Origin of the sequence: Ottowia sp. (assembly GCF_016703145.1) — a bacterium.
Classification (GTDB): Bacteria; Pseudomonadota; Gammaproteobacteria; order Burkholderiales; family Burkholderiaceae_C; genus Ottowia.
The window spans coordinates 1142369-1166533 of sequence record NZ_JADJCO010000005.1; the positions used below are offsets into that span (position 1 = coordinate 1142369).

Genomic DNA, 24165 nt, shown 5'->3' on the forward strand with positions numbered 1-24165 from the left:
CGACCGGAGCCCTAGAATGCCGGCCCATGTTCAGCTTCTTTCGCCGCAAAAAAGCGGCCGAGCCGGCGGCGCCTGATGCCGCGGCCGCAAATCCCGTCGCCACCGAATCGACCGACGCTGCGGCGCGCGATCTCGTCGTGCCGCACGAGATGCCGGTGCTCCCGCCCAGCGCGCTGCCGCCGGAAATGCCGGTTACTCCTGAATCCATAGCTGTCAGCGCAGAACCGGCGCCGGCTGAAGCCCCATTCGACTCTGAAACACCCCCCGAAGCCCCCGCCCCCCGCAGCGGCTGGCTCGACCGCCTGAAAACCGGCCTGAAGAAGACCGGCAGCAGCATCACCACCGTCTTCACCGGCACCAAGATCGACGAGGCGCTGTACGAGGACCTGGAAACCGCCCTGCTCATGGCCGACGCCGGCGTGCCCGCCACCGAGTTCCTGCTGGAGGACCTGAAGCGCCGCGTGAAGGACGCCAAGGCCACCGACCCGGCGCAGGTCAAGGCACTGCTGCAGGACGCCATCGCCGACATGCTGGCGCCGCTGGAAAAGGGCCTGGTGGTGGGCGTCTACCACCCCACCGTCATCATGGTGGCCGGCGTCAACGGCGCCGGCAAGACCACCTCCATCGGCAAGCTCACCAAGCACCTGGCCGACGCCGGCGCCAGACCGTGCTGCTGGCCGCGGCCGACACCTTCCGCGCCGCCGCGCGCGAGCAGCTGGCGGTGTGGGCCGACCGCAACCGCGTCGAGATCATCAGCCAGCAGGACGCCGACCCGTCCGCCGTCAGCTTCGACGCCGTGGCCGCCGGCCGCGCGCGCCGCATGGACGTGGTGCTGGTCGACACCGCCGGCCGCCTGCCCACGCAGAAGCACCTGATGGAGGAGCTGACCAAGATCCGCCGCGTGGTCACCAAGGCCGACATCACCGCCCCGCACGAAGTGCTGCTGGTCATCGACGGCAACACGGGGCAGAACGCGCTGGCACAGGTCAAGGCCTTCGACGAGGCCATCGGACTCACCGGCCTGGTGGTGACCAAGCTCGACGGCACCGCCAAGGGCGGCGTGCTGTGCGCCATCGCGCGCGAGAAGCCCGTGCCCGTCTACTTCGTCGGCGTGGGCGAGAAGCTGGAGGACCTGCAGACCTTCAGCGCGCGCGAGTTCGCCCAGGCGCTGGTGGGATGAGCACGACTGCAACCGATTGCAACGCCAGCCCGGCGCCTGATGGCCCGGCCCCCATGCCTATAAACTGCCGACCATGACCGTGAACCTCTCCCGCAAACACTTGGTACTGATGGGTGCGGGGCGCGCCCACCTGCAGGTGCTCAAGGGCCTGGCCCGGCACGGCAGCGGCGACATGAACGTCACCTTGGTGGCGCCCACCCCCTACTACATCGAAGGCGCCATGCTGCCCGGCTACGTGGCCGGCGACTACGCGCTGGAGGACATCCGCGTGCCGCTCGACCCGCTGGTCGAGGCCAGCGGCGTGGCCTTCGCGCCGGCGCACGTGCTCGGGCTCGACCCGGCGGCGCGGCGCGTGCAGTTGTCCAGCGGCGACGCCCTGCCCTACGACGTGCTGTCGATCGACGTCGAGCCCGTGGCTGACCGCGACCACATCGAGGCCGCCATCCCCGGCGCGCGCCGCAACGCGCTGTTCACCCGCCCGCTCGAAGCCTTCGTACAACTCTGGCCGCAGTTGCAGGGCCTGGCGCGCGAGCGCCCGCTGCAGGTGGCCGTGCTCGCCGACGGTTTGGCCGGCGTGGAGCTGGCCATGGCCTGCGCCCACGCCCTGACCGCGCCGCACGGCAGCCGCGTCACCCTCGTCACCGGGGCCGAGCCGCTGCTGGCCGGGCAGCCGCCGACGCTGCAGCGGCGCGTGCTGGCGCGGCTGAAGAGCTTGAACATCACCGTGCTGCAGGACCGCTGCACCGCCATCGACGGGCGCACCGTGCACCTGGCCGGCGGCGCCACCCTGGTGTGCGACGCGCCGCTGCTGGCCGCCGGCGCGGGCACGCCGGCCTGGCTGCTGCAGTCCGGCCTGCAGACCGACGAGGCGGGCGCGCTGGTGCTCAACGAGCGGCTGCAGAGCGACAGCCACCGCCAGGTCTTCGTCGTGCCCGACGGCGCGCCGGCCGAGGTGGGGCCGGTGCTGGAGGCCAACCTGCGCACCGCGCTGGGCGGCGGCTCGTTCAAGAAGGCGCCGCTGGACGCCTCGCGCCTGCGCGTGGTCGGCTGCGGCGACGGCCACGCCATCGCCGTCTGGGGCTCGCTGGGTCTCGAGGGGCGCGAGGTCGGGCAATGGAAGGACCGGCGCGACCGCCGGCAGCTGGCGGCGCTGTTCGCGCCGTGACCGCGCGGCCGGCGTGCCGCCATGGAGTGCAGAATCCAGCCCTAGCCCGAATGGATACTGTGTGAGCAGCTATCAATTTTGACAAATTTTCCGGTTTCGGGGAAAGCCGGGAGCCGCCCGGGGGCGGATATGCAACACAATGCGTCCTCGCCGGACCGACACACCCAAGGAGCCCCGACATGAATTCACAGCCCCTCGCCCGCGGCCCGAGCCGCCGCCTGATGCTCTCGCGCGGCGCCGCCGCCGTGGGCGCCGGCACGGCCAGCCTGCTGCTGCCACGGATCGCGCGCGCGCAGTCCGGCAAGGTCCGGGTCGGCTTCATGCTGCCCTACACCGGCACCTACGCCCAGCTCGGCGTGGCGATCGAGAACGGCGTGCGCATGGCCATCGCCGAGAAGGGCGGCAAGCTGGGCGGCCGCGAGATCGAGTGGTTCAAGGTGGACGACGAGTCCGAGCCGTCCAAGGGCGTGGAGAATGCCAGCAAGCTGGTGCAGCGCGACAAGGTGGACGTGCTGATCGGCACCGTGCATTCGGGCGTGCAGATGGGCATCCAGAAGGTGGCGCGCGACTCGGGCGTGCTCAGCCTGATCCCCAACGCCGGCGTGCACGCGGCCACGCGCGCGCTGTGCGCGCCCAACGTGTTCCGCACCTCGTTCACCAACTCGCAGCCCACGCTGGCGCTGGGCAAGCCGATGATGGACAAGGGCCTCAAGCGCGCCGTCTGGCTGACGTGGAAGTACGCCGCCGGCGACGAGGCGTTCGAGGGCTTCCGCGACAGCTACACCCAGGCCGGCGGCACCATCGTCAAGGCGCTGGGCCTGCCCTTCCCCAACGTGGAGTTCCAGGCGCTGCTGACCGAGATCGCCTCGCTCAGGCCCGACGCCGTGGTCTGCTTCTTCGCCGGCGCGGGCGCGGCCAAGTTCATCAAGGACTACGCCGCCGCGGGCCTGAAGGACAAGATCCCGCTGTGGGGCTCGGGCTTCCTGACCGAGGGCGTGCTGGACGCCGCCGGCCCGGCCGCCGAGGGCATCATGACCACCATGCACTACGCCGATGCGCTGGACACGCCGCGCAACAAGCAGTTCCGCACCGCCTACGCGCAGCAGTTCAAGATGCAGCCGGACGTGTACGCGGTGCAGGGCTACGACACGGGCCAGCTGCTGCTGGCCGGCGCCAACGCCGTGAAGGGCGACCTGGCCAGCAAGGCGGCGCTGCACAAGGCCCTGGAAACCGCCGTCATCGACAGCCCGCGCGGCAAGTGGACCATGAGCCGCGCCCACAACCCGGTGCAGGACATGTACCTGCGCGTGGTCGAGAAGGGCGACAACAAGGTGCTGGGCGTGGCCGCCAAGGCGCTGGCCGATTCCGGCGCTGGCTGCAGATTGACCTGACCCCCCGAGTCGCTTCGCGCCTTCCCCCTGGGGGGACGACGCCGATGGCCGGGCCAAGCCCGGCCATGGCGTCCGCTGGCATGGCCTGCTCCGCGGCCGTCCGGCTCTCTCGGTTGGACCACCCCATCTTCGCCTTCGATCTCATCGCGTGGACCTCGCCAACGTCTTGATCCAGTTGCTCAACAGCGTGCAGTACGGCCTGCTGCTGTTCATGCTGGCCGCCGGCCTGACGCTGATCTTCGGCATCATGGGCGTGGTCAACCTGGCGCACGGCAGCTTTTACATGTTGGGCGCGTACCTGGCGTACGCGCTGTCGTCGCGGCTGGGCAGCTTCGCCTGGGCCATCGTCGTGGGCACCGCGCTGTCGGTGGTGTTCGGGCTGGCGCTGGAGCGCCTGCTGTTTCGCCGCTTCTACCAGCGCGACCACCTGGACCAGGTGCTGCTGACCTTCGGGCTGATCTACGTCTTCGAGGAAGGACGCTCGCTGCTGTGGGGCGACGACGTGCACGGCGTGGCCATCCCGCCGCTGCTGGACGGCTCGCTGCCGCTGACCGACACCCTGTCCTACCCGGTCTACCGCCTGTTCATGATGGGCGTGTGCGTGGCGCTGGCCGTCGGCCTGTACCTGCTGATCGGCCGCACGCGCCTGGGCATGAAAATCCGCGCCGGCGCCTTCAACCGCGAGATGGCCGAGTCGCTGGGCGTCAACATCCGGCTGATCCACGCCGTGGTGTTCGCCATCGGCGTGGCGCTGGCCACCCTGGCCGGCATGATCGCCGCGCCCGTCTCCAGCGTGTACCCCAACATGGGCGCGCCGGTGCTCATCATGTGCTTCGTGGTGGTGGTGATCGGCGGCATCGGCTCGGTGCGCGGGGCGCTGATCGCGGCGCTGCTGGTCGGCCTGGTGGACACCTTCGGCAAGGTGCTGCTGCCGCAGGTGGCGGGGATGCTGGTGTACGTGCTGATGGCGGCCGTGCTGCTGTGGAAGCCCGAGGGGCTCTTCAAATCATGAGCGCCCCTGCAACCCACCTCGAAGCCCTGCCGCGCAGCCTGCAGGCGCTGCTGGCGCTGGGCCTGATCGCGTTGGCGCTGTTCCCGCTGGTGGGCAGCGACTTCCACCAGCAGATGGTCACGCGCATGATGATCCTGGCCATCTTCGCCATGAGCCTGGACCTGCTGCAGGGCGTGACCGGCCTGGTGTCGCTGGGCCACGCGGCCTTCTTCGGCATCGCGGGCTACGCGCTGGCCTTCCTGACGCCGGCCGACGCGCCGGCCAGCCTGTGGTGGACGCTGCCCGCCGCGCTGCTGGCCTCGGGGCGGCGGCGCTGGTCATCGGCTTCCTGGTGGTGCGCACCAAGGGCATCTACTTCATCATGGTCACGTTGGCCTTCGCGCAGATGGTCTTCTACCTGTTCTTCGACAACCGGGCGCTGGGCGGCTCGGACGGCCTGTACATCAACTTCCGGCCCGACGCGGGGCTGTTCGACCTGGAGGACAAGCGGGTCTTCTACTACTTCACCCTGGCCTGCCTGGCGGGGGTGTACGCCTTCCTGCGCCGCGTGCTGTGGAGTCCCTTCGGCCGCGCGCTGGCCGGCATCCGCGTCAACGAGCACCGCATGCGCGCCATCGGCTTCGGCAGCTTCGGCCACAAGCTGGCGGCCTTCACCCTGGCCGGCACGCTGGCCGGCCTGGCCGGCTACCTGTGGGGGGCGCAGACGGGCTTCGTCAACCCGGAACTGATGGGCTTCCACATGAGCGCGCACGCCATCATGATGGTGATCCTGGGCGGCATGGGCAACTTCGCCGGCGCCATCGTCGGCGCCTTCGCGTTCGAGTTCATGCTGGAGCTGTTCAAGGACCTGCCGGCCTTCGGGGGCTTCGACGCCGGCAAGCACTGGCAGCTGTGGATGGGCCTGTTCATCGTGGCGGTGATCTGCTTTGCCCCGCGCGGCCTGCTGGGCCTGCTGCAGCGGCTGGCGAGCCGCCCGGGCCCGCGGGAGGGGCGCGATGGCTGACGTGCTGCTCAGCGCCCGCGGCCTGACCAAGACGTTCGGCGGCCTGGCCGCCGTCAACGGCGTGTCGATCGACCTGTGGCGGGACCGCATCCACGCCGTGATCGGCCCCAACGGCGCCGGCAAGTCCACGCTGGCCAACCTGCTGTCCGGCGACCTGCCGCCCACGGCAGGCACCATCACACTGGGTACGCACGACATCACCCGCGCCTCGCCCGAGCAAATCTCGCGCCGGGGCCTTGGGCGCAGCTACCAGAAGACCAACATCTTCCCGTCCTTCACGGTGTGGGAGAACGTGCGCCTGGCGGCCCAATCGCGCGCCACGCTGCCCTGGAACCCGCTGCGCTGGCTGCGGCGCGCCGCGCGGGACGCCGCCGTCAACGAGCGCGCCGAGGCCGCGCTGGAGCTGGCCGGCCTGGCTGGCCGCCGCCACGCCGTCGCCGGCGCCGCCAGCCACGGCGAGCAGCGCCAGTTGGAGATCGCCATGACCCTGGCCACCGACCCGCGGGTGCTGCTGCTCGACGAGCCGCTGGCCGGCATGGGCGCGGCCGAGGCCGAGCGCATGGTCGCGCTGCTGCTGCGCCTCAAGCCGCGCCACGCCATGATGCTGGTGGAGCACGACATCGACGCCATCTTCGCCCTGGCCGACCACCTGACGGTGATGGTCAACGGCGCCGTCATCGCCAGCGGCGAGCCCGCCGCCATCCGCGCCGACGCGGCCGTGCAGGCGGCATACCTGGGGGAGAATGCCTGACATGGCCACCGCCGCGAACGCCAACCTCCCGGACGACCCCAACGACCCACTAGCACCGCACCCGCGCTCCGAGGACGCGGCGCCGCAGCCCGGCGGCGCCAGCGGCGACCTGCTGATCCACGCCATCGACCTGCACACCTACTACGGCGCCAGCCACATCCTGCGCGGCGTCAACTTCGCCGTGCGGCGCGGCGAGACCATCGGCTTGATGGGCCGCAACGGCATGGGCAAGAGCACGCTGCTGAAGTCCATCATGGGCCTGGTCAAGCCGCGCGCCGGCGCCGTGCTGGTGATGGGCCGGCCCATGACCGGCCGGCCCGCCCACGAGATCGCGCGGCTCGGCGTGGCCTACGTGCCCGAGGGACGCGGCATCTTCGGCAACCTGAGCGTGGCCGAGAACCTGTTGATGACGGCCCTCCCCGGCACACGCGGCCAGCGCGACTGGACCTTCGAGCGCGTGCTGGAGACCTTCCCGCGCCTGAAGGAGCGCCTGCGCCACGGCGGCCAGCAGCTGTCGGGCGGCGAACAGCAGATGCTCACCATCGGCCGCGCGCTGATGACCAACCCCGACGTGCTGATCCTCGACGAGGCCACCGAGGGCCTGGCGCCGCTGATCGCGCGCGAGATCTGGCGCATCTGCGGCCTGATCCGCCAAAGCGGCATCAGCAGCGTGATCGTGGACAAGAACTGGAAGCACGTCACCCAGGTCACCGACCGCAACGTGATCCTGGTCAAGGGCGAGGTGGTGTTCGAGGGCAGCTCGGCCCAGCTGATCGGCCAGCCCGAGCTGCTGGCGCGGCACCTGGGCGTGTGATTCGGCCTGGGTTCATCGGGATGAACCTTCTCTTGCTGATGCCGTTTGCGCCGCTGACCGGTCCACAGGGGTCTCCGCCGTAGGAATCCGAGGGACTTGGCATCCGGGAAACTTTAGGTTTGCCTAAACGGCGCTTCGCTGGGGATTTGCCTTGGGGCACACCGTGCTACATTGTTTTATCCGACGGGCCACCGCAAGATGGTTGTCGTCTATTTCTAGTTAGTCCCTTCATATTCCGCTTTATGCAGGCCACTATTTATTCCAGCGTTTCGCCTTTCTCAAAGGTTTCTCCTTTGGGGTTTTGGCATTACACCGGGCTTCGCCTGCATTCGCTGCGCCAGTTTCAAGGCTTTTTGGCCTCTAGCGCTTGTGCAGCAAGCGCCACCAGCTATCATTCTTGCAGCGCTGCGCCGCTTCCGTGGCGTGGCGCTTTTGCATGGGCCGCGCCCGTCTTCAAGTCAGGGCGCTCCCTTCCGGCCTTCGGGTCTAACATTGCGGTCAAGCCGACCCGCCTACGGCGGTCGGCTTACCTTGGCCGTTAGTCCCTTCATATTCCGCTTTATGCAGGCCGCTATTAATTCCAGCGTTTCGCCTTTCTCAAAGGTTTCTCCTTGGGGGTTTTGGCGCTGCGCCGGACTTCGCCTGCATTCATTGCGCCAGTTTCAAGCCTTTTTGGTCTCTAGCGCTTGTGCAGCAAGCGCCACCAGCTATCATTTTTGCAGCGCTGCGCCGCTTCCGTGGCGTGGCGCTTTTTTGTGGGTCGCGCCCGTCTTCAAGTCAGGGCGCTCCCTTCTGGCCTTCGGGTCTAACATTGCGGTCAAGCCGACCCGCCTACGGCGGTCGGCTTACCTTTGCCGTTAGTCCCTTCATATTCCGCTTTATGCAGGCCGCTATTAATTCCAGCGTTTCTCCTTTCTCAAAGGTTTCTCCTTGGGGGTTTTGGCGCTGCGCCGGACTTCGCCTGCATTCATTGCGCCAGTTTCAAGCCTTTTTGGTCTCTAGCGCTTGTGCAGCAAGCGCCACCAGCTATCATTTTTGCAGCGCTGCGCCGCTTCCGTGGCGTGGCGCTTTTTCGTGGGTCGCGCCCGTCTTCAAGGCTGGGCGCTCCCTTTTGGCCTTCGGGTCTAACATTGCGGTCAAGCCGACCCGCCTACGGCGGTCGGCTTACCTTGGCCGTTAGGCCGCAAAACCAACCAAGGTGCCAGCATGCTCTTCCGAAGAACAGCCGAGACCGAAGACCTGGTGGCACTCACTGCTCTGATTCGTGCCGCCTACGCGCCGCATGCGTTGAAGGGGCTCCGCTATTGGGCAACCCACCAGTCCGTCGAGGACACAGCCAGGCGCCTTTCCCGAGGCGTCGGCTTCGTTGGCGAGGTAGATGGAGAACTGATCGCCACTATCACGCTCAGCAAACCCGACCCCGAGTCCAAGGTTCCGCTCCTGCGCGACGAGTACACGTGGTCGTTCGGTCAGTTTGCCGTCGCGCCAGGACATAAGGGCAAGGGCTACGGAAGGCGCATCCACGATGCCGCATTGCAACATGCCGTTCTCGAGGGTTGCCAAGTCATGGCGCTCCACACAGCCGAGCCTGCTACTGAACTGATCGAGATGTACCGGTCCTGGGGCTATGCTCAGGTCGGCACCTGTGACTGGCGGCCACACACGAACTTCTTAAGCGTCCTCATGACGAAGCCCCTCGCCCCTCAGGCAACCAGCAATGCGGCCTAACCCATCATTCGAGCTGACCCGCTACGGCAGGCCGGTTTGGCCAGGCCGCAGCGGTCAGCTCAAGTCAAACTACAAGGGCTTCCCCACGTTTGCAAGCAATACCTCTCCCTGGATTGATCGCGCAGCGATTAATCCAGGCATTGAATCTAGGGTCAGATCAAAATTTCCCCGATAAGGCCGCAGAGGAGAGCCCCCGATGTACCACGCGATCGTTCGCCGAAAGATCACTTCGGCATTCGCCGGTTTGAGTGCGGGCCGCATTGAAGCTATTACCGACGAGCTTTCACCTGGCGCGGAACATTATTTTGTGGGGACGCATGCGCTCTCTGGTACGCGCCGAACGCCAGAGGCGATTCGCGCCTGGCGGGAAAATGGGGTCAGAGGGAAAATGGGGTCAGATGAAAATTTCTCCAATAGCTACAACACCGGCAACGGCGCCAGGGCGCACCGCCCTGGGACGCTAACATCAGCGCCTGCCTTCCATTCGACCACCTTCGCGGAGACCCGCCACCATGCTGCGCCCTCTCGCCTGCCTGCTCGCCATCGGCCTGATCGCCCACGCGGCGCAGGCCCAGACTTATCCGGACAAGCCGATCCGCATGATCATCCCCTTCCCGCCCGGTGGCGGCACCGACATCCTGGGCCGCCTGGTGGCGCAGAAGCTGACCGAGGCCCACCAGTGGACCGTGGTGCCGGAGAACAAGGCCGGCGCCGGCGGCACGCTGGGCATCACCGAGGCGGCCCGGGCCAAGGCCGACGGCTACGACATGGTGATGGGCCAGAAGGACAACCTGGTCGTCGGCCCCTGGCTCTACCGCAACCTGCCCTGGGAGCCGACGCGCGACTTCGTGGCCGTGGCCCATGTGGCCTACACGCCGGTGGTCATAGCCACCAGCGTCAACTCCAGGTTCAAGACCCTGGCCGACGTGGTGGCCGCCGCCAAGGCCGCGCCCGGCACCGTGACCTACGGCTCACCCGGCAACGGCACCACCATCCACCTGGCGGGCGACCAGTTCGAGAAGGCCGCGGGCGTGAAGCTGCGCCACGTGCCCTACAAGGGCTCCAACCCGGCGCTGATGGACGCGCTGGCCGGCAACGTGGACTTGCTGGTGTCCTCCGTGCCCTCGGCCATGGGCCAGATCAAGTCGGGCAAGCTGCGTCCGCTGGCCGTCACCTCGGCCAGGCGCAGCACCTCGCTGCCGGACGTGCCGACGGTGGCCGAGTCCGGCTACGCCGGCTTCGACGTGAGCACCTGGTACGGCCTGTTCATGCCCGCCGGCGCGCCCCGACCGGCGGTGGAGGCGATGAACGGCGCGGTCAACAAGCTGCTGGCCACGCCCGAGATGCGCAAGGCCATCCACGACCAGGGCGCCGAGCCCCAGGCGCTCGGCGCCGACGCCTTCGGCAAGCTGCTGGCCGAGGACTACCGCAAGTGGGAGAAGATCGTGCGCGACGCGGGCGTGAAGATCGAATAGGTGCCGTCGCACGCGGCTTGAACAACGCCCGCCGACGCGGGCGTTTTCATTCGCGCGCCAGCGGCGGAGCTCGTTTGCTATTATTAAATGAGCTGAAGGGGCTTTCTGAACGCGGTCTGCAACCCATTTTCATTCAAAAATCAGTCGTCGCCCCGGACCACCAGCGTGGTGACCTTGGTGTGCGACAGCACGCTCTGCGCCACGCTGCCCAGCACCAGGCGCTCCAGCCCGCGGCGGCCGTGCGAGCCGATCACCACCAGGTCGGCGCTGGCGGCGTCGGCCGCCTCCAGGATGCCGCGCCAGACGGTATGCGATTCGACCACGCGGGTGTCGGAGGACAAGCCGGCCGCCTTCAGGCGCCCGGCCACCATGTCGGCGACGGCCGCGGCCTCGGCCCGGGCGGCGTTCAGGTACTGGTCCTGCCCGTAGGCGAATTCGGTGCCCACGCCGGTGAAGGGATAGGGATCGATCACGTAGACCACCGTCAGCGCGCAGTCGAAGGCCTGGGCCAGGCCGATGGCTTTGTCGAGCGCGGTCATCGAGGTGACCGAGCCGTCCACGGGGGCCAGGATGTGCTTGAACATGGGGCGCTCCTTTCTTGCGTGCGTGAGGCCATTGTGGCTTCACACGGTGCGCCAGGGGTTGATGCTCGTCAAGCAGCGGGCGCCAGAAACCCGTTCGCGCGCAGTGTGATCACCAGGGTGTCGCGGTGGCCGTGCCCGCCGGCCGCCAGCGGCTGGATGGGGGTGGATTCGTGGATGACGCGCTGGTCGTCGAGCAGCAGCACCGACCACGGCTGCTCCAGGGTGAAGCGCTGGCCGCGCGGGCCGTCCAGCTCGAACACGCGGGTTTCGCCGCCCTTGATGCCGTGGCGCGCGACCAGGAACACGGCCACCAGGTCGACGCCGTCGCGGTGCGCGCCCTCGGGCGTGGGGCGCCCGATGCCGTCTTCGGTGTCGATGCGGAACTGGTGCGCCTCGGCGTACCAGGGCCGGGCGCCGCGCAGGTCGTCGGCCACGCGCGCCAGCCACGCCAGCAGCGCGCGCCAGGCGGGCAGCGCCAGGGTGGCGGCGGCCATGGGCTCGAACCAGCGCTGCATGCCCCCGTGCAGCGCGTTGTAGTCCAGCGGCTGCCAGTGCGGGCGGGCGGGCGCGTCGCGCACCTGGGCGCCGTCGATGACGAAGGAGGCGTGGCGCCGCCGGCGGTAGCGCCCGCCGTCCTTCAGGTAGCGGTCGGGCGCCAGCCGGTCCCAGTCGGGCGCCAGCCCCTCCAGCCCGTCGGCGCCGGCCAGCGCGCGCACCGTGGCCGCGTCCAGCACGGCGAAGCCCTGCTCGCGCAGCAGGCCGGTGAATTGGCCGGGGCCGGCCAGCGGGGGAGAGAACACGTCGCGCACCACGAAGAAAACGGAGCGCCGAGCATAGCCGCGCGCCCCACTCGACCGGCCCGGCCGCGCCGAATACCCCTGCCGGCGCGGGCCGCGCCGGAGGCCGACAATGCGCGCTTGCGCATGTCCTCCTGGTCCCTCGTCGTCGTCCTGGCCGCATTGGGCGCCGCCCTGGCCTTGCGGCCGTGGCGGCTGCTGGCCGGCGGCGCGCTGCTGTCGCCGCTGCTGGCGTCGCTGGTCGTCACGCCCTGGCTGTGGGCGCTGCCCTGGCTGCACCGGATGCCGGTGCAACTGCAGTTGTCGGGCGCCTGCCTCATCACGCTGGCGCTGGGCTGGCCGCTGGCGGTGCCGGTGCTTTGCGCGGTGGCGCTGATCGCGGGGCTGATCGCGCCGGTCGGCTTCGCCCAGCAGGTGGACATGGCCGTGTGGCTGGGCATCGTGCCGGCCACGGGGGCGCTGCTGCTGGGTCTGGCGCTGCGGCGCTGGGTGTGGAAGAACCTGTTCGTCTACATCCTGGGCCGCGCCTTCCTGGGCACGGCGCTGTGCATGTTCGCCGCCGGCGCGCTGGCGCAGTGGGCGGGCCGCCCGCTGGCCGCCGCGGTGGAGCCGGAGCTGGCCCTGGTGGCGCGCTGGCTGATGGCCTGGGGCGACGCCTTCCTCACCGGCATGATGGCCGCCATCTGCGTGGCTTTCCGGCCGCACTGGCTGGCGACCTGGTCCGACCGGCTCTACCTGCGCCCGCCGGGCGCGCCGTGAGCGCGCCGGGCTCTATAGTCCTCGACCATGGCTCAACGCATCCAACCCCTCCGCCCACTGCTGACCGGCGTGCTGGCGCTGCTGCCGCTGGCGGCCACCATCCTGCTGCTGGCGTGGAGCTGGGGGCTGGCGGCCGAGTGGCTGGGGCCGGGCAGCGCGATCGGCAGGCTGCTCACCCGCATCGGCCTGGGCGTGGCGGCGGATTCGCCTCTGCCCGGCTACCTGCTGGGGCTGGCGGTGATCCTGGCGCTGGTCTACCTGTTCGGCCTGCTGGTGGAGACCGGGCTGCAGCGCGGCCTGGACCGCGTCGTCAAGGCGCTGGTGCGGCGCATTCCGGTGGTGCGCACGGTGTACGACGTGGCGCACCGGCTGGTCGGGCTGGTCGGCAAGCCCAGCGAAGAGGGCCTGCAGTCGATGAGCCCGGTGTGGCTGTACTTCGGCGGCCCGCCGGCCGCGGGCGCGCCGGCCACCACCACGGTGGTGCTGGGCCTGCTGACCACGCACGAGCCGGTGGCGATGAACGGGCAGCCCTTCCACGGGGTGCTGATCCCGACCTCGCCCGTGCCGGTGGGCGGCGGGCTGGTGTTCGTGCCGGCCGGCTGGGTGGTGCCGGCGGAGATCGGCATCGAGGGCGTGACCAGCATCTACGTGTCGATGGGCGTCACCGCCGGCCAGTACCTGGGCCGGACGGCGCCGCCGCCGGCCCCGCCCGCCGCCTGAGGGCCGGATTTCAAGCCTTTCAGGCCATCATCCCGCGTGGAATATACGTCGGATGCTATTCTTTGAATAGCATCATGAGCCCTATACCTCCGCCTCCTGCAAGGTGCGCCACATCACCTTGCCCGAACCGCTCTTGGGCAGGCTGTCCACGAACTGCACCACGCGCGGCACCTTGTACACCGCCATGTTCTCGCGGCACCAGCCGATGATGTCCTCGGCCGTGGTGTCCTGGTGCGTGGGCCGCAGCACCACCACCGCCTTGACGGACTCGCCCCGGTAGGCATCCTTGGTGGCGATGATGCAGGCCTCCTGGATGGCCGGGTGGTGGTACAGCAGCGCCTCCACCTCCGCCGGCCAGACCTTGAAGCCGCTGGCGTTGATCATGCGCTTGAGACGGTCGGTCATGAAGAAGTATCCCTCCTCGTCCACGCGCCCCATGTCGCCCGACCGGAAGAAGCGCTCGCCCCCGATCTCGACGAAGGCGGACGCCGTCGCCTCGGGCCGCTTCCAGTAGCCGTCGAACACCTGAGGGCCGCGGATGACGATTTCGCCCGGCTCGCCCACCGGCAATTCGCGCAGCGTCTCGGGATCGACCACGCGCGCATCGCAACTCACGAAGGGAATGCCCAGGCATTGCTGCTTGGCATGATCGGGCGGATTGAAATGCGAAGGGCCGGACGTCTCGGTCAGGCCATAGCCCTCCTGAAAGACGAGGCCGAACTCCTCCAGCAGCCGCTGCGCCACCGCCTGCGGCATGGCCGCGCCGCCGCCGCCGATCGTGTCCAGGCTGGACAGGTCGTAGCGCTCGAGGTTCGGGCTGGCCAGCAGGTCGATGACCATGGTGGGGATGTTGATCCAGGCGGTGGCCTGCCACCTGGAAATCAGATACCCGGCGACGTCGCGGTCCCAGCGCGGCATGACCACCATGGCAGCGCCCGCGGCCAGCGCCCCATGCATCACGACCACGAGGCCAGTGATGTGGAACATAGGCACCACGGCCAGCAGCACCGACTCCGAATGGGTGCCCATCCAGAGGTTGCTGGCCATGGCGTTGTGCATCAGGCTGCCATGGCGGTGGATGCAGCCCTTGGGCAGCCCGGTCGTGCCGCTGGTGTAGGGCAGCAAGGCCATGTCGTCGCGCCCGACCTCGTGCGCGGGCGGCGGCGCGTTGCGCGCCAGCAGCTCGGCCCAGGCATGCACCTGTCCGCCGGCCAGGCGCGGCAGCGGCTGCGCCGCCAGAAGCCAGTCGCGCCAGGCCGGCGCCATGGCCGGGGTGTGCGCGGCGCCCGGGTCGAGCGCGTCGGTGAACTGGGTGACGATCAGGTGCGCCAGCCGCCCGGCCTCGGGCATCGCGTCGCTGGCCTGGGCCAGTTCGGGGGCAAGGTCGGCCGTGGTGATCGCCACCCTGGCGTCGCCGTCGCCGATGTAGTGCCTGAGCTCCCCGGCCCGGTTCATCGGGTTGACCGGCACCACCACCGCGTTGGCGCGCAGGATGGCGTAGTGGGCGACGACCAGTTGCGGCGTGTTCTGCATGTCGAGCAGCACGCGGTCGCCGCGCCGCACACCCAGCGCATGCAGCGCGCCGGCCAGGGCCTCCACCTGGCCGGCAAGCTCGGCGTAGGTCAGCACCCGGTCGAAGTAGATCAACGCCGGCTTGTCGGGCCAGCGCCGCGCCGCGACCGCCAGGTTGTCCCAAAGGGACGTCGCGGGCACGCCGAGCGACCGAGGCACCCGGGCGGGCCAGAACTTGAAATGTGACTGTTTCATGGGCTCGAGGATACGTCGCACTCGATCCAGTCGCTGCCGTGCCGGAGCCGGTGCAGCGGCGGCTCGCGCAGCATGGCTTCCGCGAAGCAGCCGCGCGCCGCGGTCCTGACCAACAGCTTCTGCGCCTCGATGGACGCCTGCGTGTCCAGCTCAATGTCGATCTGCATGCGGCCAGGCAGCGCCACGTAGGGCTCCAGCCCATTGCGCCGCGCGGTCCAATCGACCGCGGCCGTGGTCCGCAGCCCCCGCACCTCGACACCGCAGTCGCGCGCGAAGGTGCGCATCTGCGTCATGAAGCAGGTCAGGATGCCCGTGGCGAAGATCGCCAGCGGCTTGGGGGCCGTCTCTTCGCCGCCATGAAAGGCGGCTTCATCGCTCGCCAGATCCCACTCGCGCAGGAGCCGGGGGCGCACCATGCCGGCCTTCACCTCGTTGCGCCGCTTGCCGACGGCCACGGCCGCCAGCTCGAAGCGCACGGGGATGGTTCCCGTCAAGGTCGTTCCCCGCGCGGTGCCGTCGTAGGCCCGCGCCGTTTGCTCGTTGATCGCCATGCCTGTTCTCCTTGATCGCGGCGCCGGGCTTAGTTAGTACATGACGATGCCGGCCGTGACGTTGACGTCCTGCCCGGTCATGTGCCGTGACAGGTCCGACGCCAGAAAGAGCGCCAGGTGCGCCACGTCCTCGGCCTGCACCAGCGCCCTCAGGGGCGAAAAACCCTGGAACGCCTGCTTGACCTCTTCCACGGTGATGCCGCGCTGGCTGGCCTGGCCGGCCATGATCTCCTCCAGCCGCTCGCCATCCACCGCGCCAGGGCAGATGCAGTTGACGCGGATGTTCTGCGGGCCCAGTTCCTCCGCCGCCGTGCGCGTCAGGCCGATGACGCCCATCTTGGCGGCGGCATAGCCCACGCGGTAGGTCAGCGGGCGCTTGCCGGTGATCGATCCGATGTTGACCACCGAGCCGCCGCCGTGCTTCTTCATGACGGGAACGACGGCGCGCAGGCACAGGAAGGAACTGGTCAGGTTGCCGGCCAGCGTGTCGTTCCACTCCGACAATTCGGTGTCCTCGATCGCCTTGGTCGGCCCGGCGATGCCGACGTTGTTGATGAGCACGTCGATGCGTCCATGGCGCTCCAGCGTCTTGCCCACCAGGCCGGCGACCTCCTCGGGCTGGGTGACGTCCGCCACGACGCCCATGACCTCGCGGCCCTCTCGCGCGAGTTCCGCCTCCAGCGCGCGCAGCGGCTCGGGCCTGCGGGCGCAGAACGCCACCTTGGCCCCGCTGCGCGCGAACTGCCGCACGAGCTCCTGCCCGATACCGCGGCTGGTACCCGTGACGAGCACGACTTTGCCATCCAGGTTGATGCTCATCGCTGGCTCCCGCTCACTTGATGGCCTGCGGATTCACGGGCGAGCCCACCGCGCCGGTGATGGGCAGGGTCGGGGCCACGAACAGAAATTCATACACGCCATCAGCGGCGCAGTCCTTGGCCAGTTCCTCCAGATAGAAGATCTCGCCCATGGTGATGCCCATCATCGGAATGACCATCTGATGCCACGGCTGGAAGGTCATGGTGGTCTCGTTGGGAATGACCTCGCATCCCCACGTGTCGGTGGCAATGGCGGCCACTTCCCTGGCGTGCAGCCATTCCGCGGTCTCGAAGCGCATGCCAGGCGCGGCGCCGCCGGCGTAGCTTCCCCAGTCGGCCTCGGCCAGGCACTGCTCCATGAAGCCCGTGCGGCAGATCAGGAAGTCGCCACGGCGAACCTCCACGCCCTGGGCCTTGGCGCAGCCCGCGAGGTCGGCATTGGAGATGCCGTAGCCGGGTTCCAGGTAGTCCGCGCCTCGGTATCGGGCGATGTCGAGCAGCACGCCGCGGCCGACCATGCTGTTCCTGGTCTTTTCGATGCCATTCTTGGCCGCGCCCAGCGAGTCGACCAGCCTGGCGTCGTAGCCGTTCCACATCTTGTCGCCGAAGAACACATGGCCCAGGCCATCCCACTGCGTACCGCACTGCAGCGGCATGGTCACGATGTCATCGGCGTAGCCGCCGCCGGGAAGCCCCTGCTGGCCGGTGACGGCATCGGTGCCGGTGGCCGTCATGGTGTGGATGGGATTGAAGCGCATGCCCCAGCTGCTGCTGCTCTGAGGCCCGTTCTGATCGAACGGCAGCGCCAGCGAGAAGGCCTTGCCGCGCCTGACCAGGGCCGACGCCTTGGCAACGTCCTCCGGGGTCACGAAGTTGAGCGTGCCGATCTCATCGTCCGGGCCCCAGCGGTTCCAGTTGCTGACCTTGCGCGCTGTCTCCTCCAGCACCTTCGCGTCCACGTAAGTTTCCAGCGGGGTGCGCGGGTGCATCCTCAGCGGCGCGCGTCCGTCGATCTTTTGCATTTTCTGGCGTGCTGCCATGGTGGTTGTCTCCTGATGGGTTGGATGGAATGGTTGAGCGCTGGCGCTAAGGGTTCACGCGGATGCCGTTGTCACGAATGATCCGGCCGTAGAGTTCGTGGTCCCGCCGAAGCCGCTGGTCCAGGTCGGCGCCGCTGCCGCCGATGGGCAGATAGCCCCAGCCGGCGATCCGGGCCTGCACGTCCGGCATGCGGATGATCTTGGTGATCTCCGACGAGAGACGCTGCACGATCACATCCGGCGTGGCCGCCGGCGCGAAGATGCCCTGGAAGGCATAGGAAACGAAGCCCGGCAGCACCTCGCCGAGGGCCGGGACGTCCGGCATCAAGGGCGACCGCTTCTCGCTGGTGATGCCCAGGGCCCGCACCTTGCCGGCTTTCACCAGGGGATCCGCCGTGAGAATGGGATCGAGATAGACATCGACGAGCCCCGAAAGCAGGTCCGTCGTCATTTGCATGCCGGCATACGGCACGTGGGTCATGCGGATGCCGGCCAGACTGGACAACCATTCCGTCGCCACGTGCGAATGGCTTCCAGCGCCCGCGCTGGCGTATTTCAGACTCCCGGGCGCCTGGCGAGCCGCGTCGAGCATGGCCGCCAGGCTGGCCGTATAAGGCTTGGTAGTGGTCGCCGTCAGGACGAAGGGGACGTCCAGCACCAGGGAGACGCCCCGGAAATCCTTCAAGGGGTCGTACTTGGCGATGCGGTAGATGTGGGGATTCATCGCCATCACGCCCGTGACGGACATGAACAGCGTGTAGCCGTCGGCCGGGCTGCGGGCGACCGCCTCGCCGCCGATCATGCCCGACGCCCCGGGCTTGTTCTCCACGATCACGGGCTGTCCCAGCGAATGCTGCAGCTTGTCCGCCAGCACGCGAGCCACCACGTCCGGCGATGCCCCTGCCGGATACGGGACCACGATCTTGATCGGGTGGCTGGGGTAGGCCGGAGCCTGGGCCGCCACCGGTTGAACCGCCGCGAGAGCCGCCCATGCGAGCGCGCCGGCGAAAAGTCGTCGATTCATGCCTTGTCTCCTTGTTTGGTGTGATCCATGAATGCCGGCCACTGTACGCACGCGGACCCATTCAATCAAAGACAGTATTTACATGGACCCATACAATTCAGGCATGCCCAGAGGAGTGTCAGGCCATGGATATCCGGCAGTTGAGAACCTTCGTCCAGGTGGCCGAGATGCGCAGCATCACGCGCGCGGCCGCCGCGCTGCACACGGCTCAACCGGCCCTGAGCCGGCAACTGAGGCTGTTGGAAGAAGAGCTCGGCGAGACGCTCTTCGAGCGCGGCGAGCGAGGCGTCACGCTCACCGCAGCGGGCGAGCAGTTGCTGCATCGGGCCACCAGCCTGGTCCGCGATTTCGACTCGCTCAAGACCGACCTCGCCCGGCGCTCCAGGGCGCTTTCCGGGCACGTGCGCTTCGGGGTACCGAAATCGCTCATGGAAAGCTATGTCGCTCCCGCCGTGGCGGAATTCCATGAAACCTATCCCGCGATCTCCATGGCGCTGATCGAAGGCACGACCCTGGAGCTGCGCGAGCAAGTGCGCATGGGCGCCTTGGACCTGGCCATCGTTTCCGACCTCGACCGGTCGCCCAGCGCCCGGATGCAGTCCCTTTTCCGCGAACCGCTGGTGCTGGCAGCGCACGCCGCCAGCAAGCTGCGCATGAGCCGCCCGGTCAGCCTTCGCACTGTCGCCGAACAGGTGCTCGTCACGGCGAGCCGTCCCAACGTCATCCGCCTCACCCTGGAGGATGCCCTCCATCGCGAGGGCTTGGCGCCGCGATGGGGCTTCGAAACCAATTCACACGTGGCTGCCCGGATCCTGGCAAGTTCTGGAAAAGTGCACGCCGCCCTGACCTACTCGGCCATCGCGGTGGAACTCAAGGCGGGGCACATCGCGGCCGCCCCTATTCAAGGCGCGGCCATCACCTGGAACATCATCGTCACGCCCTTGAGGGAACTGCCTCGGCAGGCCGCCGTCCTGCGCAGCTTCATGATCGACGCCGCAGCGGCATGGGTGAAAAAACAGCGCTGGCCGAGTGGATTGCTGGCGGACTGACACGCAGCGCCCCACGTCACCGGGCCGCTGCCGCCTTCCAATCGGCATAGGGGGCAGCCCTGATGGACTGCACCCCTGCCACACCACCCGGCATGCGGGTCGCTTTGCTCACCGTGACCAGCTCGCAGCGGGACTTGCACCCGCAGGTGTGCGACCATGCTGGGCGCACACGACAAAAAGCCCGGCATGGCCGGGCCTGTGAGATGGCCAGGCACGCGCGAAGCACGTGCCTGGGGCAGTCTGGCAAGAGAGCCTGCGCCGCTCAGGCGGCCGCCTTCTCCTCCGCCTCCTGCAAGGTGCGCCACATCACCTTGCCCGAACCGCTCTTGGGCAGGCTGTCCACGAACTGCACCACGCGCGGCACCTTGTACACCGCCATGTTCTCGCGGCACCAGCCGATGATGTCCTCGGCCGTGGTGTCCTGGTGCGTGGGCCGCAGCACCACCACCGCCTTGACGGACTCGCCCCGGTAGGCATCCTTGGTGGCGATGATGCAGGCTTCCTGGATGGCCGGGTGCTTGTACATCAGCAGTTCCACCTCCGCCGGCCAGACCTTGAAGCCGCTGGCGTTGATCATGCGCTTGAGACGGTCGGTCATGAAGAAGTAGCCGTCCTCATCCACCCGGGCCAGGTCACCGGTGCGCAGGAAGCGCCTGCCCTCGAACTCGATGAAGGTGTCGGCCGTGGCGTCGGGCCGCTTCCAGTAGCCCTGGAACACCTGCGGGCCGTGCACGATGATCTCGCCCGCCTCGCCCACGGGCTGCTCCTTGAGCGTGTCCGGATCGACCACGCGCGCATCGGTGCTGATGAACGGGATGCCCAGGCACTGCTGCTTGGGGTGGTCCATGGGGTTGGAGTGCGATGGCGCCGAGGTCTCGGTCATGCCGTAGCCCTCGATGTAGCGCAGGCCGTACTGCTCCAGCAGGCGCTGCGCCACGGCCTGCGGCATGGCCGCGCCGCCGCCGCCGATGTAGCTCAGGCTGCTCATGTCGAAGCTGGCGAAATTGGGGCTGGCCAGCAGATCGACCACCATGGTGGGGATGTTGGTCCAGGAGGTGACCTTGCGGCCCGAGATGAGGCGCCCGGCCATCTCGCGGTCCCAGCGCGGCATGATGACCATCGTGCCCGACGCGGCGACCGTGCAGTGCAGCACGCTGACGATGCCGGTGATGTGGAACAGCGGCACCACCACCAGCCCCACGACCTCGGACGTGGCCTGCCCCCAGTACATGCCGGCCACGGCGTTGTGCATCAGGCTGGAGTGCAGGTGGATGCAGCCCTTGGGCAGGCCCGTGGTGCCGCTGGTGTAGGGCAGCAGGGCCATGTCGCCGGCGCCCACGGTGTGCTCGGGCGCCGGGTGGCCGGCAGACAGCGCGTCCGTCCAGGCCGTGACCTGGCCGCCCGCCAGCGCGGGCAGCGGGTGGCGCGTGGCCAGCCAGTCGCGCCAGGCTTCCACCGGCGCCTCGGGGCCGGCGGCGTTCGCGTCGAAGGCGTCGGAGAACTGGGTGACGATCAGGTGCGCCAGCCGCTCCTCGGGAGGCAGGGCGTCGCTGGCGGCGGCGATCTCGGCCGCCAGGTCGCCCGTGGTGATGGCGACCTTGGCGTCGGAGTCGCTGATGTAGTGCTTGATCTCCTCGGCCCGGTTCATGGGGTTGACCGGCACCACCACGGCGTTGGCGCGCAGGATGGCGAAGTGCGCCACCACCAGTTGCGCGCTGTTCTGCATGTCCAGGATCACCCGGTCGCCGCGCTGCACGCCCATGGCATGCAGGGTGCCGGCCAGGGCATCGACCTGGGCCGCCAGTTCGCGGTAGGTGGTCTCGCGCCCCAGGAAGACGATGGCCACCTTGTCGGGGTAGCGCTCGGCGCTGACCCGGAGGTTGTGCCACAGCGAGGTGGCGGGCACGGCGAGGTCGTGCGGCAGGGTCTTGGGCCAGAACTTGAAATGCGTGCGCATGGGGGCTTGTCTCCTTGTCCAGGGTTGGTTTTGCTCTTGATCCTAAATCCGCTGGTAGCGCCTGCCACCACGTTTGTCGCATGGGAGACAATGCATGGCTTCCGCCGATCGCCCAGCAGAAAGGCCCGCGAGACGACCGTCTCGCGGGCCTGGGGCCGGAGTGGCACTCAGACCGCCGCGTCGTCCTCCTCGCCCGTGCGGATGCGCACCACGCGGTCCACGGCGGTGACGAAGATCTTGCCGTCGCCGATCTTGCCGGTGCGGGCGGCCTTGACGATGGCGTCGACGCAGCGATCGACGTCGCCGTCGGGCACCACCACCTCGATCTTCACCTTGGGCAGGAAGTCCACCACGTACTCGGCGCCGCGGTACAGTTCGGTGTGGCCCTTCTGGCGGCCAAAGCCCTTGACCTCGGTCACCGTCAGGCCGGTCACGCCGACGTCGGCCAGGTTCTCCCGCACCTCCTCCAGCTTGAAGGGTTTGATGATGGCGGTGATCTGTTTCATGCAATGCTCTCCTGGAAGGGCTCACGCCCTGAACTTGTTGGTTATAGGATAACGCCAGTCCTTGCCGAAGCCGCGATGGGTAACCCGCGTGCCCTCGGCCGACTGGCGGCGCTTGTACTCGTTGATCTTGATCAGGCGCGTGACCAACTCCACATCCTCGGGCCGGAAGCCCTCGGCCACCAGCTCGGCCACGCCCAGGTCGTTCTCCATGTAGCGCTCGATGAGGGCGTCCAGCACCTCGTAGGGCGGCAGGCTGTCCTGGTCGGTCTGGTCCGCGCGCAGCTCGGCGCTGGGCGGGCGGGTGATGATGCGCTCGGGAATGGGGTTGGCGCCGGTGCCGCGGGGGTCGTGCGCGTTGCGCCAGCGCGCCAGGCGAAACACCGCCGTCTTGACCACGTCCTTGATCGGCGCGAAGCCCCCGCACATGTCGCCGTACAGCGTGCAGTAGCCCACCGCGTACTCGCTCTTGTTGCCGGTGGTGAGGATCAGATGGCCATGCTTGTTGGACAGGGCCATCAGCATCACGCCGCGGATGCGGGCCTGGATGTTCTCCTCGGTCGTGTCCTCGGGCTTGCCGCCGAACAGGGGCTGCAGCGAGGCCTTGAAGGCCTCGAACTCGGGCAGGATGGAAATCTCGTCGTAGCGCACGCCCAGGCGGCGCGCCATCTCGCGCGCGTCCTCCAGGCTGATGCCGGCGGTGTACGGGCTGGGCATCATCACGGCGTGCACCTGGTCCTTGCCCAGCGCGTCCACGGCCAGGGCCATGACCACGGCCGAATCGATGCCGCCCGACAAGCCCAGCGCCACGCTCTTGAAGCCGTTCTTGCGCACGTAGTCGCCCAGGCCCATCACCAGGGCGTCCCACAGGTCGGCGTCGTTGTCGCGCGCCGGGGCCGTGTCCGCTCTTAATTCGATAGCTTCTCCCGCACGCTGCGCGCCGACGTAGAACAGTTTTTCCTCGAAACTGGGGGCGCGCCCGGCCAACCTGGCGTCCGGCCCCACGGCGAACGAGCGGCCCTCGAACACCACCTCGTCCTGCCCGCCCACCAGGTGCGCGTACACCAGCGGCAGGCCGCAGGCCTTGACGCGCTCGATCATCATGGCCTCGCGCTCGTAGCCCTTGCCGATGTGGAAGGGCGAGGCGTTGATGACGGCCAGCAGTTCGGCCCCCGCCTCCTTGTCCAGTTGGGCCGGCTCGTCGAACCAGGCGTCCTCGCAGATCAGCAGGCCGACGTTCACGCCGCCGGCCTCGAACACGCAGGTGCCCTGCCCCGGCACGAAGTAGCGCCGCTCGTCGAACACCTGGTAGTTGGGCAGCAGGCGCTTGGCGTAGGTCTCGATCACGCGGCCCTCGCGGATCACGCTGGCGGCATTGTTGCGCTGCGGGACGGTGACGCTCTTGCCGCGCTGGTCGCGCCCGATGGGGTGGCCGACGACGATGGCCATGTCCTTCAACCCCGCCGTCTCGCGCGCCACCGTCTTCACCGCCTCGTCGCAGGCGGCGATGAACGAGGGGCGCAGGAACAGGTCCTCGGCGATGTAGGCGCAGATCGACAGCTCGGGCGTCAGCAGCAGCCGCGCGCCCTCGGCATAGGCGGTGCGCGCCGCGTCGATGATCTTGCGGGCATTGCCGGCCATGTCGCCCACCACGAAGTTGAGCTGCGCGACGCAAATCTTGAGGGTCATGTGCGGTACCTGCGAACCAAGCGAGCGGCGATGTTACCCGCGCAGGCCGGCACGGCGCGGGCGGTATCCAACGGCCTCAAAGCATGCTTTACAATTTTTTGCGATGCCTTTGGTCAGATGCGACCTGAGCACCACTCCACCCAACCACCGGAAGACAGACACAATGCAGCCCCCCCCCCCGCAATTGACCGCCTGAAGCAAGCCCTGCGCCAAGGGCGCCGCCACCTCGCGGCGCTGGCCCTGCTGCTGTCGGCGGCCGCCCTGCCCAGCGGCGTGCAGGCGGCGGTCATTACGTTTGATGATCTTGCGTGCCTCCCCGACATTGCGATCCCTAACGGCTACGCCGGGTTGAACTGGAGCAATTTCTACTGCGGAGACGGCACTGACC

The 24165-nt window shown here is 68.5% G+C and carries 23 protein-coding genes and 2 pseudogenes; 15 read left to right on the top strand and 10 right to left on the bottom strand.

From position 1 onward, the window contains the following. Positions 1-26 precede the first annotated feature (26 nt). The 12 genes and pseudogenes from ftsY to IPG65_RS18465 all read left to right on the top strand — a co-directional run bounded on the left by ftsY (position 27) and on the right by IPG65_RS18465 (position 10519). Positions 27-1180 (top strand): annotated as a pseudogene (gene ftsY, locus IPG65_RS18410) (signal recognition particle-docking protein FtsY). A 73-nt stretch (positions 1181-1253) separates the two neighbouring features. Further along, the gene (locus IPG65_RS18415) at positions 1254-2345 is read left to right on the top strand and encodes an FAD-dependent oxidoreductase (RefSeq protein WP_293192617.1); all 1092 of its coding nucleotides are present in this window, start codon (positions 1254-1256) and stop codon (positions 2343-2345) included. A 179-nt stretch (positions 2346-2524) separates the two neighbouring features. After that, the gene (locus IPG65_RS18420) at positions 2525-3736 is read left to right on the top strand and encodes an ABC transporter substrate-binding protein (protein WP_293192619.1); all 1212 of its coding nucleotides are present in this window, start codon (positions 2525-2527) and stop codon (positions 3734-3736) included. A gap of 148 nt (positions 3737-3884) precedes the next feature. Next, the gene (locus IPG65_RS18425; RefSeq protein WP_293192621.1) at positions 3885-4748 is read left to right on the top strand and encodes a branched-chain amino acid ABC transporter permease; all 864 of its coding nucleotides are present in this window, start codon (positions 3885-3887) and stop codon (positions 4746-4748) included. Continuing rightward, positions 4745-5751 (top strand): annotated as a pseudogene (locus IPG65_RS18430) (branched-chain amino acid ABC transporter permease). The gene IPG65_RS18425 and the pseudogene IPG65_RS18430 overlap by 4 nt, the downstream one beginning before the upstream one ends. Further along, positions 5744-6502, top strand: coding sequence for an ABC transporter ATP-binding protein (locus IPG65_RS18435; protein WP_293192623.1), 759 nt, complete (start codon positions 5744-5746; stop codon positions 6500-6502). Before IPG65_RS18430 ends, IPG65_RS18435 begins: the two are co-directional and overlap by 8 nt. A gap of 1 nt (position 6503) precedes the next feature. Next, the gene (locus tag IPG65_RS18440; protein WP_293192625.1) at positions 6504-7316 is read left to right on the top strand and encodes an ABC transporter ATP-binding protein; all 813 of its coding nucleotides are present in this window, start codon (positions 6504-6506) and stop codon (positions 7314-7316) included. 242 nt (positions 7317-7558) lie between these two features. Beyond that, positions 7559-7858: a DUF1010 domain-containing protein gene (locus IPG65_RS18445; protein ID WP_293192627.1), complete on the top strand. Its 300-nt coding sequence runs from the start codon at positions 7559-7561 to the stop codon at positions 7856-7858. A gap of 19 nt (positions 7859-7877) precedes the next feature. Then, complete coding sequence (locus tag IPG65_RS18450; RefSeq protein WP_293193070.1) at positions 7878-8177, top strand: DUF1010 domain-containing protein; 300 nt, start codon at positions 7878-7880, stop codon at positions 8175-8177. 19 nt (positions 8178-8196) lie between these two features. Further along, positions 8197-8496 (top strand): DUF1010 domain-containing protein, encoded by a 300-nt coding sequence (locus IPG65_RS18455; RefSeq protein WP_293192629.1) that lies wholly within the window; start codon positions 8197-8199, stop codon positions 8494-8496. A gap of 26 nt (positions 8497-8522) precedes the next feature. Next, positions 8523-9044: a GNAT family N-acetyltransferase gene (locus tag IPG65_RS18460; protein ID WP_293192631.1), complete on the top strand. Its 522-nt coding sequence runs from the start codon at positions 8523-8525 to the stop codon at positions 9042-9044. Between the two features lie 512 nt (positions 9045-9556). Beyond that, entirely contained in the window at positions 9557-10519 is a 963-nt protein-coding gene (locus tag IPG65_RS18465) for a tripartite tricarboxylate transporter substrate binding protein (protein ID WP_293192633.1), read from the top strand. Between the two features lie 140 nt (positions 10520-10659). Here IPG65_RS18465 and IPG65_RS18470 read toward each other — a convergent pair whose 3' ends face one another. Both IPG65_RS18470 and IPG65_RS18475 read right to left on the bottom strand, forming a co-directional pair. Further along, positions 10660-11103, bottom strand: coding sequence for a universal stress protein (locus IPG65_RS18470; RefSeq protein ID WP_293192635.1), 444 nt, complete (start codon positions 11101-11103; stop codon positions 10660-10662). Positions 11104-11171: 68 nt separating this feature from the next. Continuing rightward, positions 11172-11903, bottom strand: a complete 732-nt coding sequence (locus IPG65_RS18475; RefSeq protein ID WP_293192637.1) for a 2OG-Fe dioxygenase family protein — start codon at positions 11901-11903, stop codon at positions 11172-11174. 123 nt (positions 11904-12026) lie between these two features. Between IPG65_RS18475 and IPG65_RS18480 the strand changes: the two genes are divergently transcribed. Then, positions 12027-12659 carry a hypothetical protein gene (locus IPG65_RS18480; RefSeq protein WP_293192639.1) on the top strand — a complete coding sequence of 211 codons (633 nt, stop codon included), beginning with the start codon at positions 12027-12029 and terminating at the stop codon, positions 12657-12659. Between the two features lie 27 nt (positions 12660-12686). Continuing rightward, on the top strand, positions 12687-13379 hold the full coding sequence (locus tag IPG65_RS18485; RefSeq protein ID WP_293192641.1) for a DUF502 domain-containing protein: 693 nt from the start codon (positions 12687-12689) through the stop codon (positions 13377-13379). 81 nt (positions 13380-13460) lie between these two features. On the opposite strand, the gene IPG65_RS18490 is transcribed toward IPG65_RS18485, so the two are convergent. From IPG65_RS18490 to IPG65_RS18510, 5 genes are read right to left on the bottom strand one after another with little or no spacing between them, the layout of a single operon-like run. After that, the gene (locus IPG65_RS18490) at positions 13461-15146 is read right to left on the bottom strand and encodes a long-chain fatty acid--CoA ligase (protein WP_293192644.1); all 1686 of its coding nucleotides are present in this window, start codon (positions 15144-15146) and stop codon (positions 13461-13463) included. Further along, entirely contained in the window at positions 15143-15697 is a 555-nt protein-coding gene (locus IPG65_RS18495; protein WP_293192647.1) for an OsmC family protein, read from the bottom strand. Before IPG65_RS18495 ends, IPG65_RS18490 begins: the two co-directional genes overlap by 4 nt. Before the next feature lie 33 nt (positions 15698-15730). After that, positions 15731-16516 (bottom strand): SDR family NAD(P)-dependent oxidoreductase, encoded by a 786-nt coding sequence (locus tag IPG65_RS18500; protein ID WP_293192649.1) that lies wholly within the window; start codon positions 16514-16516, stop codon positions 15731-15733. 13 nt (positions 16517-16529) lie between these two features. After that, positions 16530-17555 (bottom strand): cyclase family protein, encoded by a 1026-nt coding sequence (locus IPG65_RS18505; RefSeq protein WP_293192651.1) that lies wholly within the window; start codon positions 17553-17555, stop codon positions 16530-16532. Between the two features lie 46 nt (positions 17556-17601). Further along, entirely contained in the window at positions 17602-18579 is a 978-nt protein-coding gene (locus IPG65_RS18510) for a tripartite tricarboxylate transporter substrate binding protein (protein ID WP_293192653.1), read from the bottom strand. 125 nt (positions 18580-18704) lie between these two features. Here IPG65_RS18510 and IPG65_RS18515 point away from each other — a divergent pair, with 125 nt between their 5' ends. Then, positions 18705-19628 (top strand): LysR family transcriptional regulator, encoded by a 924-nt coding sequence (locus IPG65_RS18515; RefSeq protein ID WP_293192656.1) that lies wholly within the window; start codon positions 18705-18707, stop codon positions 19626-19628. 262 nt (positions 19629-19890) lie between these two features. On the opposite strand, the gene IPG65_RS18520 is transcribed toward IPG65_RS18515, so the two are convergent. From IPG65_RS18520 to IPG65_RS18530, 3 genes are all read right to left on the bottom strand, one after another. Then, positions 19891-21585, bottom strand: a complete 1695-nt coding sequence (locus tag IPG65_RS18520) for a long-chain fatty acid--CoA ligase (protein ID WP_293192658.1) — start codon at positions 21583-21585, stop codon at positions 19891-19893. A 167-nt stretch (positions 21586-21752) separates the two neighbouring features. After that, positions 21753-22091, bottom strand: a complete 339-nt coding sequence (locus IPG65_RS18525; protein ID WP_293192660.1) for a P-II family nitrogen regulator — start codon at positions 22089-22091, stop codon at positions 21753-21755. A 21-nt stretch (positions 22092-22112) separates the two neighbouring features. Beyond that, positions 22113-23777, bottom strand: a complete 1665-nt coding sequence (locus IPG65_RS18530; protein WP_293192662.1) for an NAD+ synthase — start codon at positions 23775-23777, stop codon at positions 22113-22115. Positions 23778-24165: the final 388 nt, after the last annotated feature.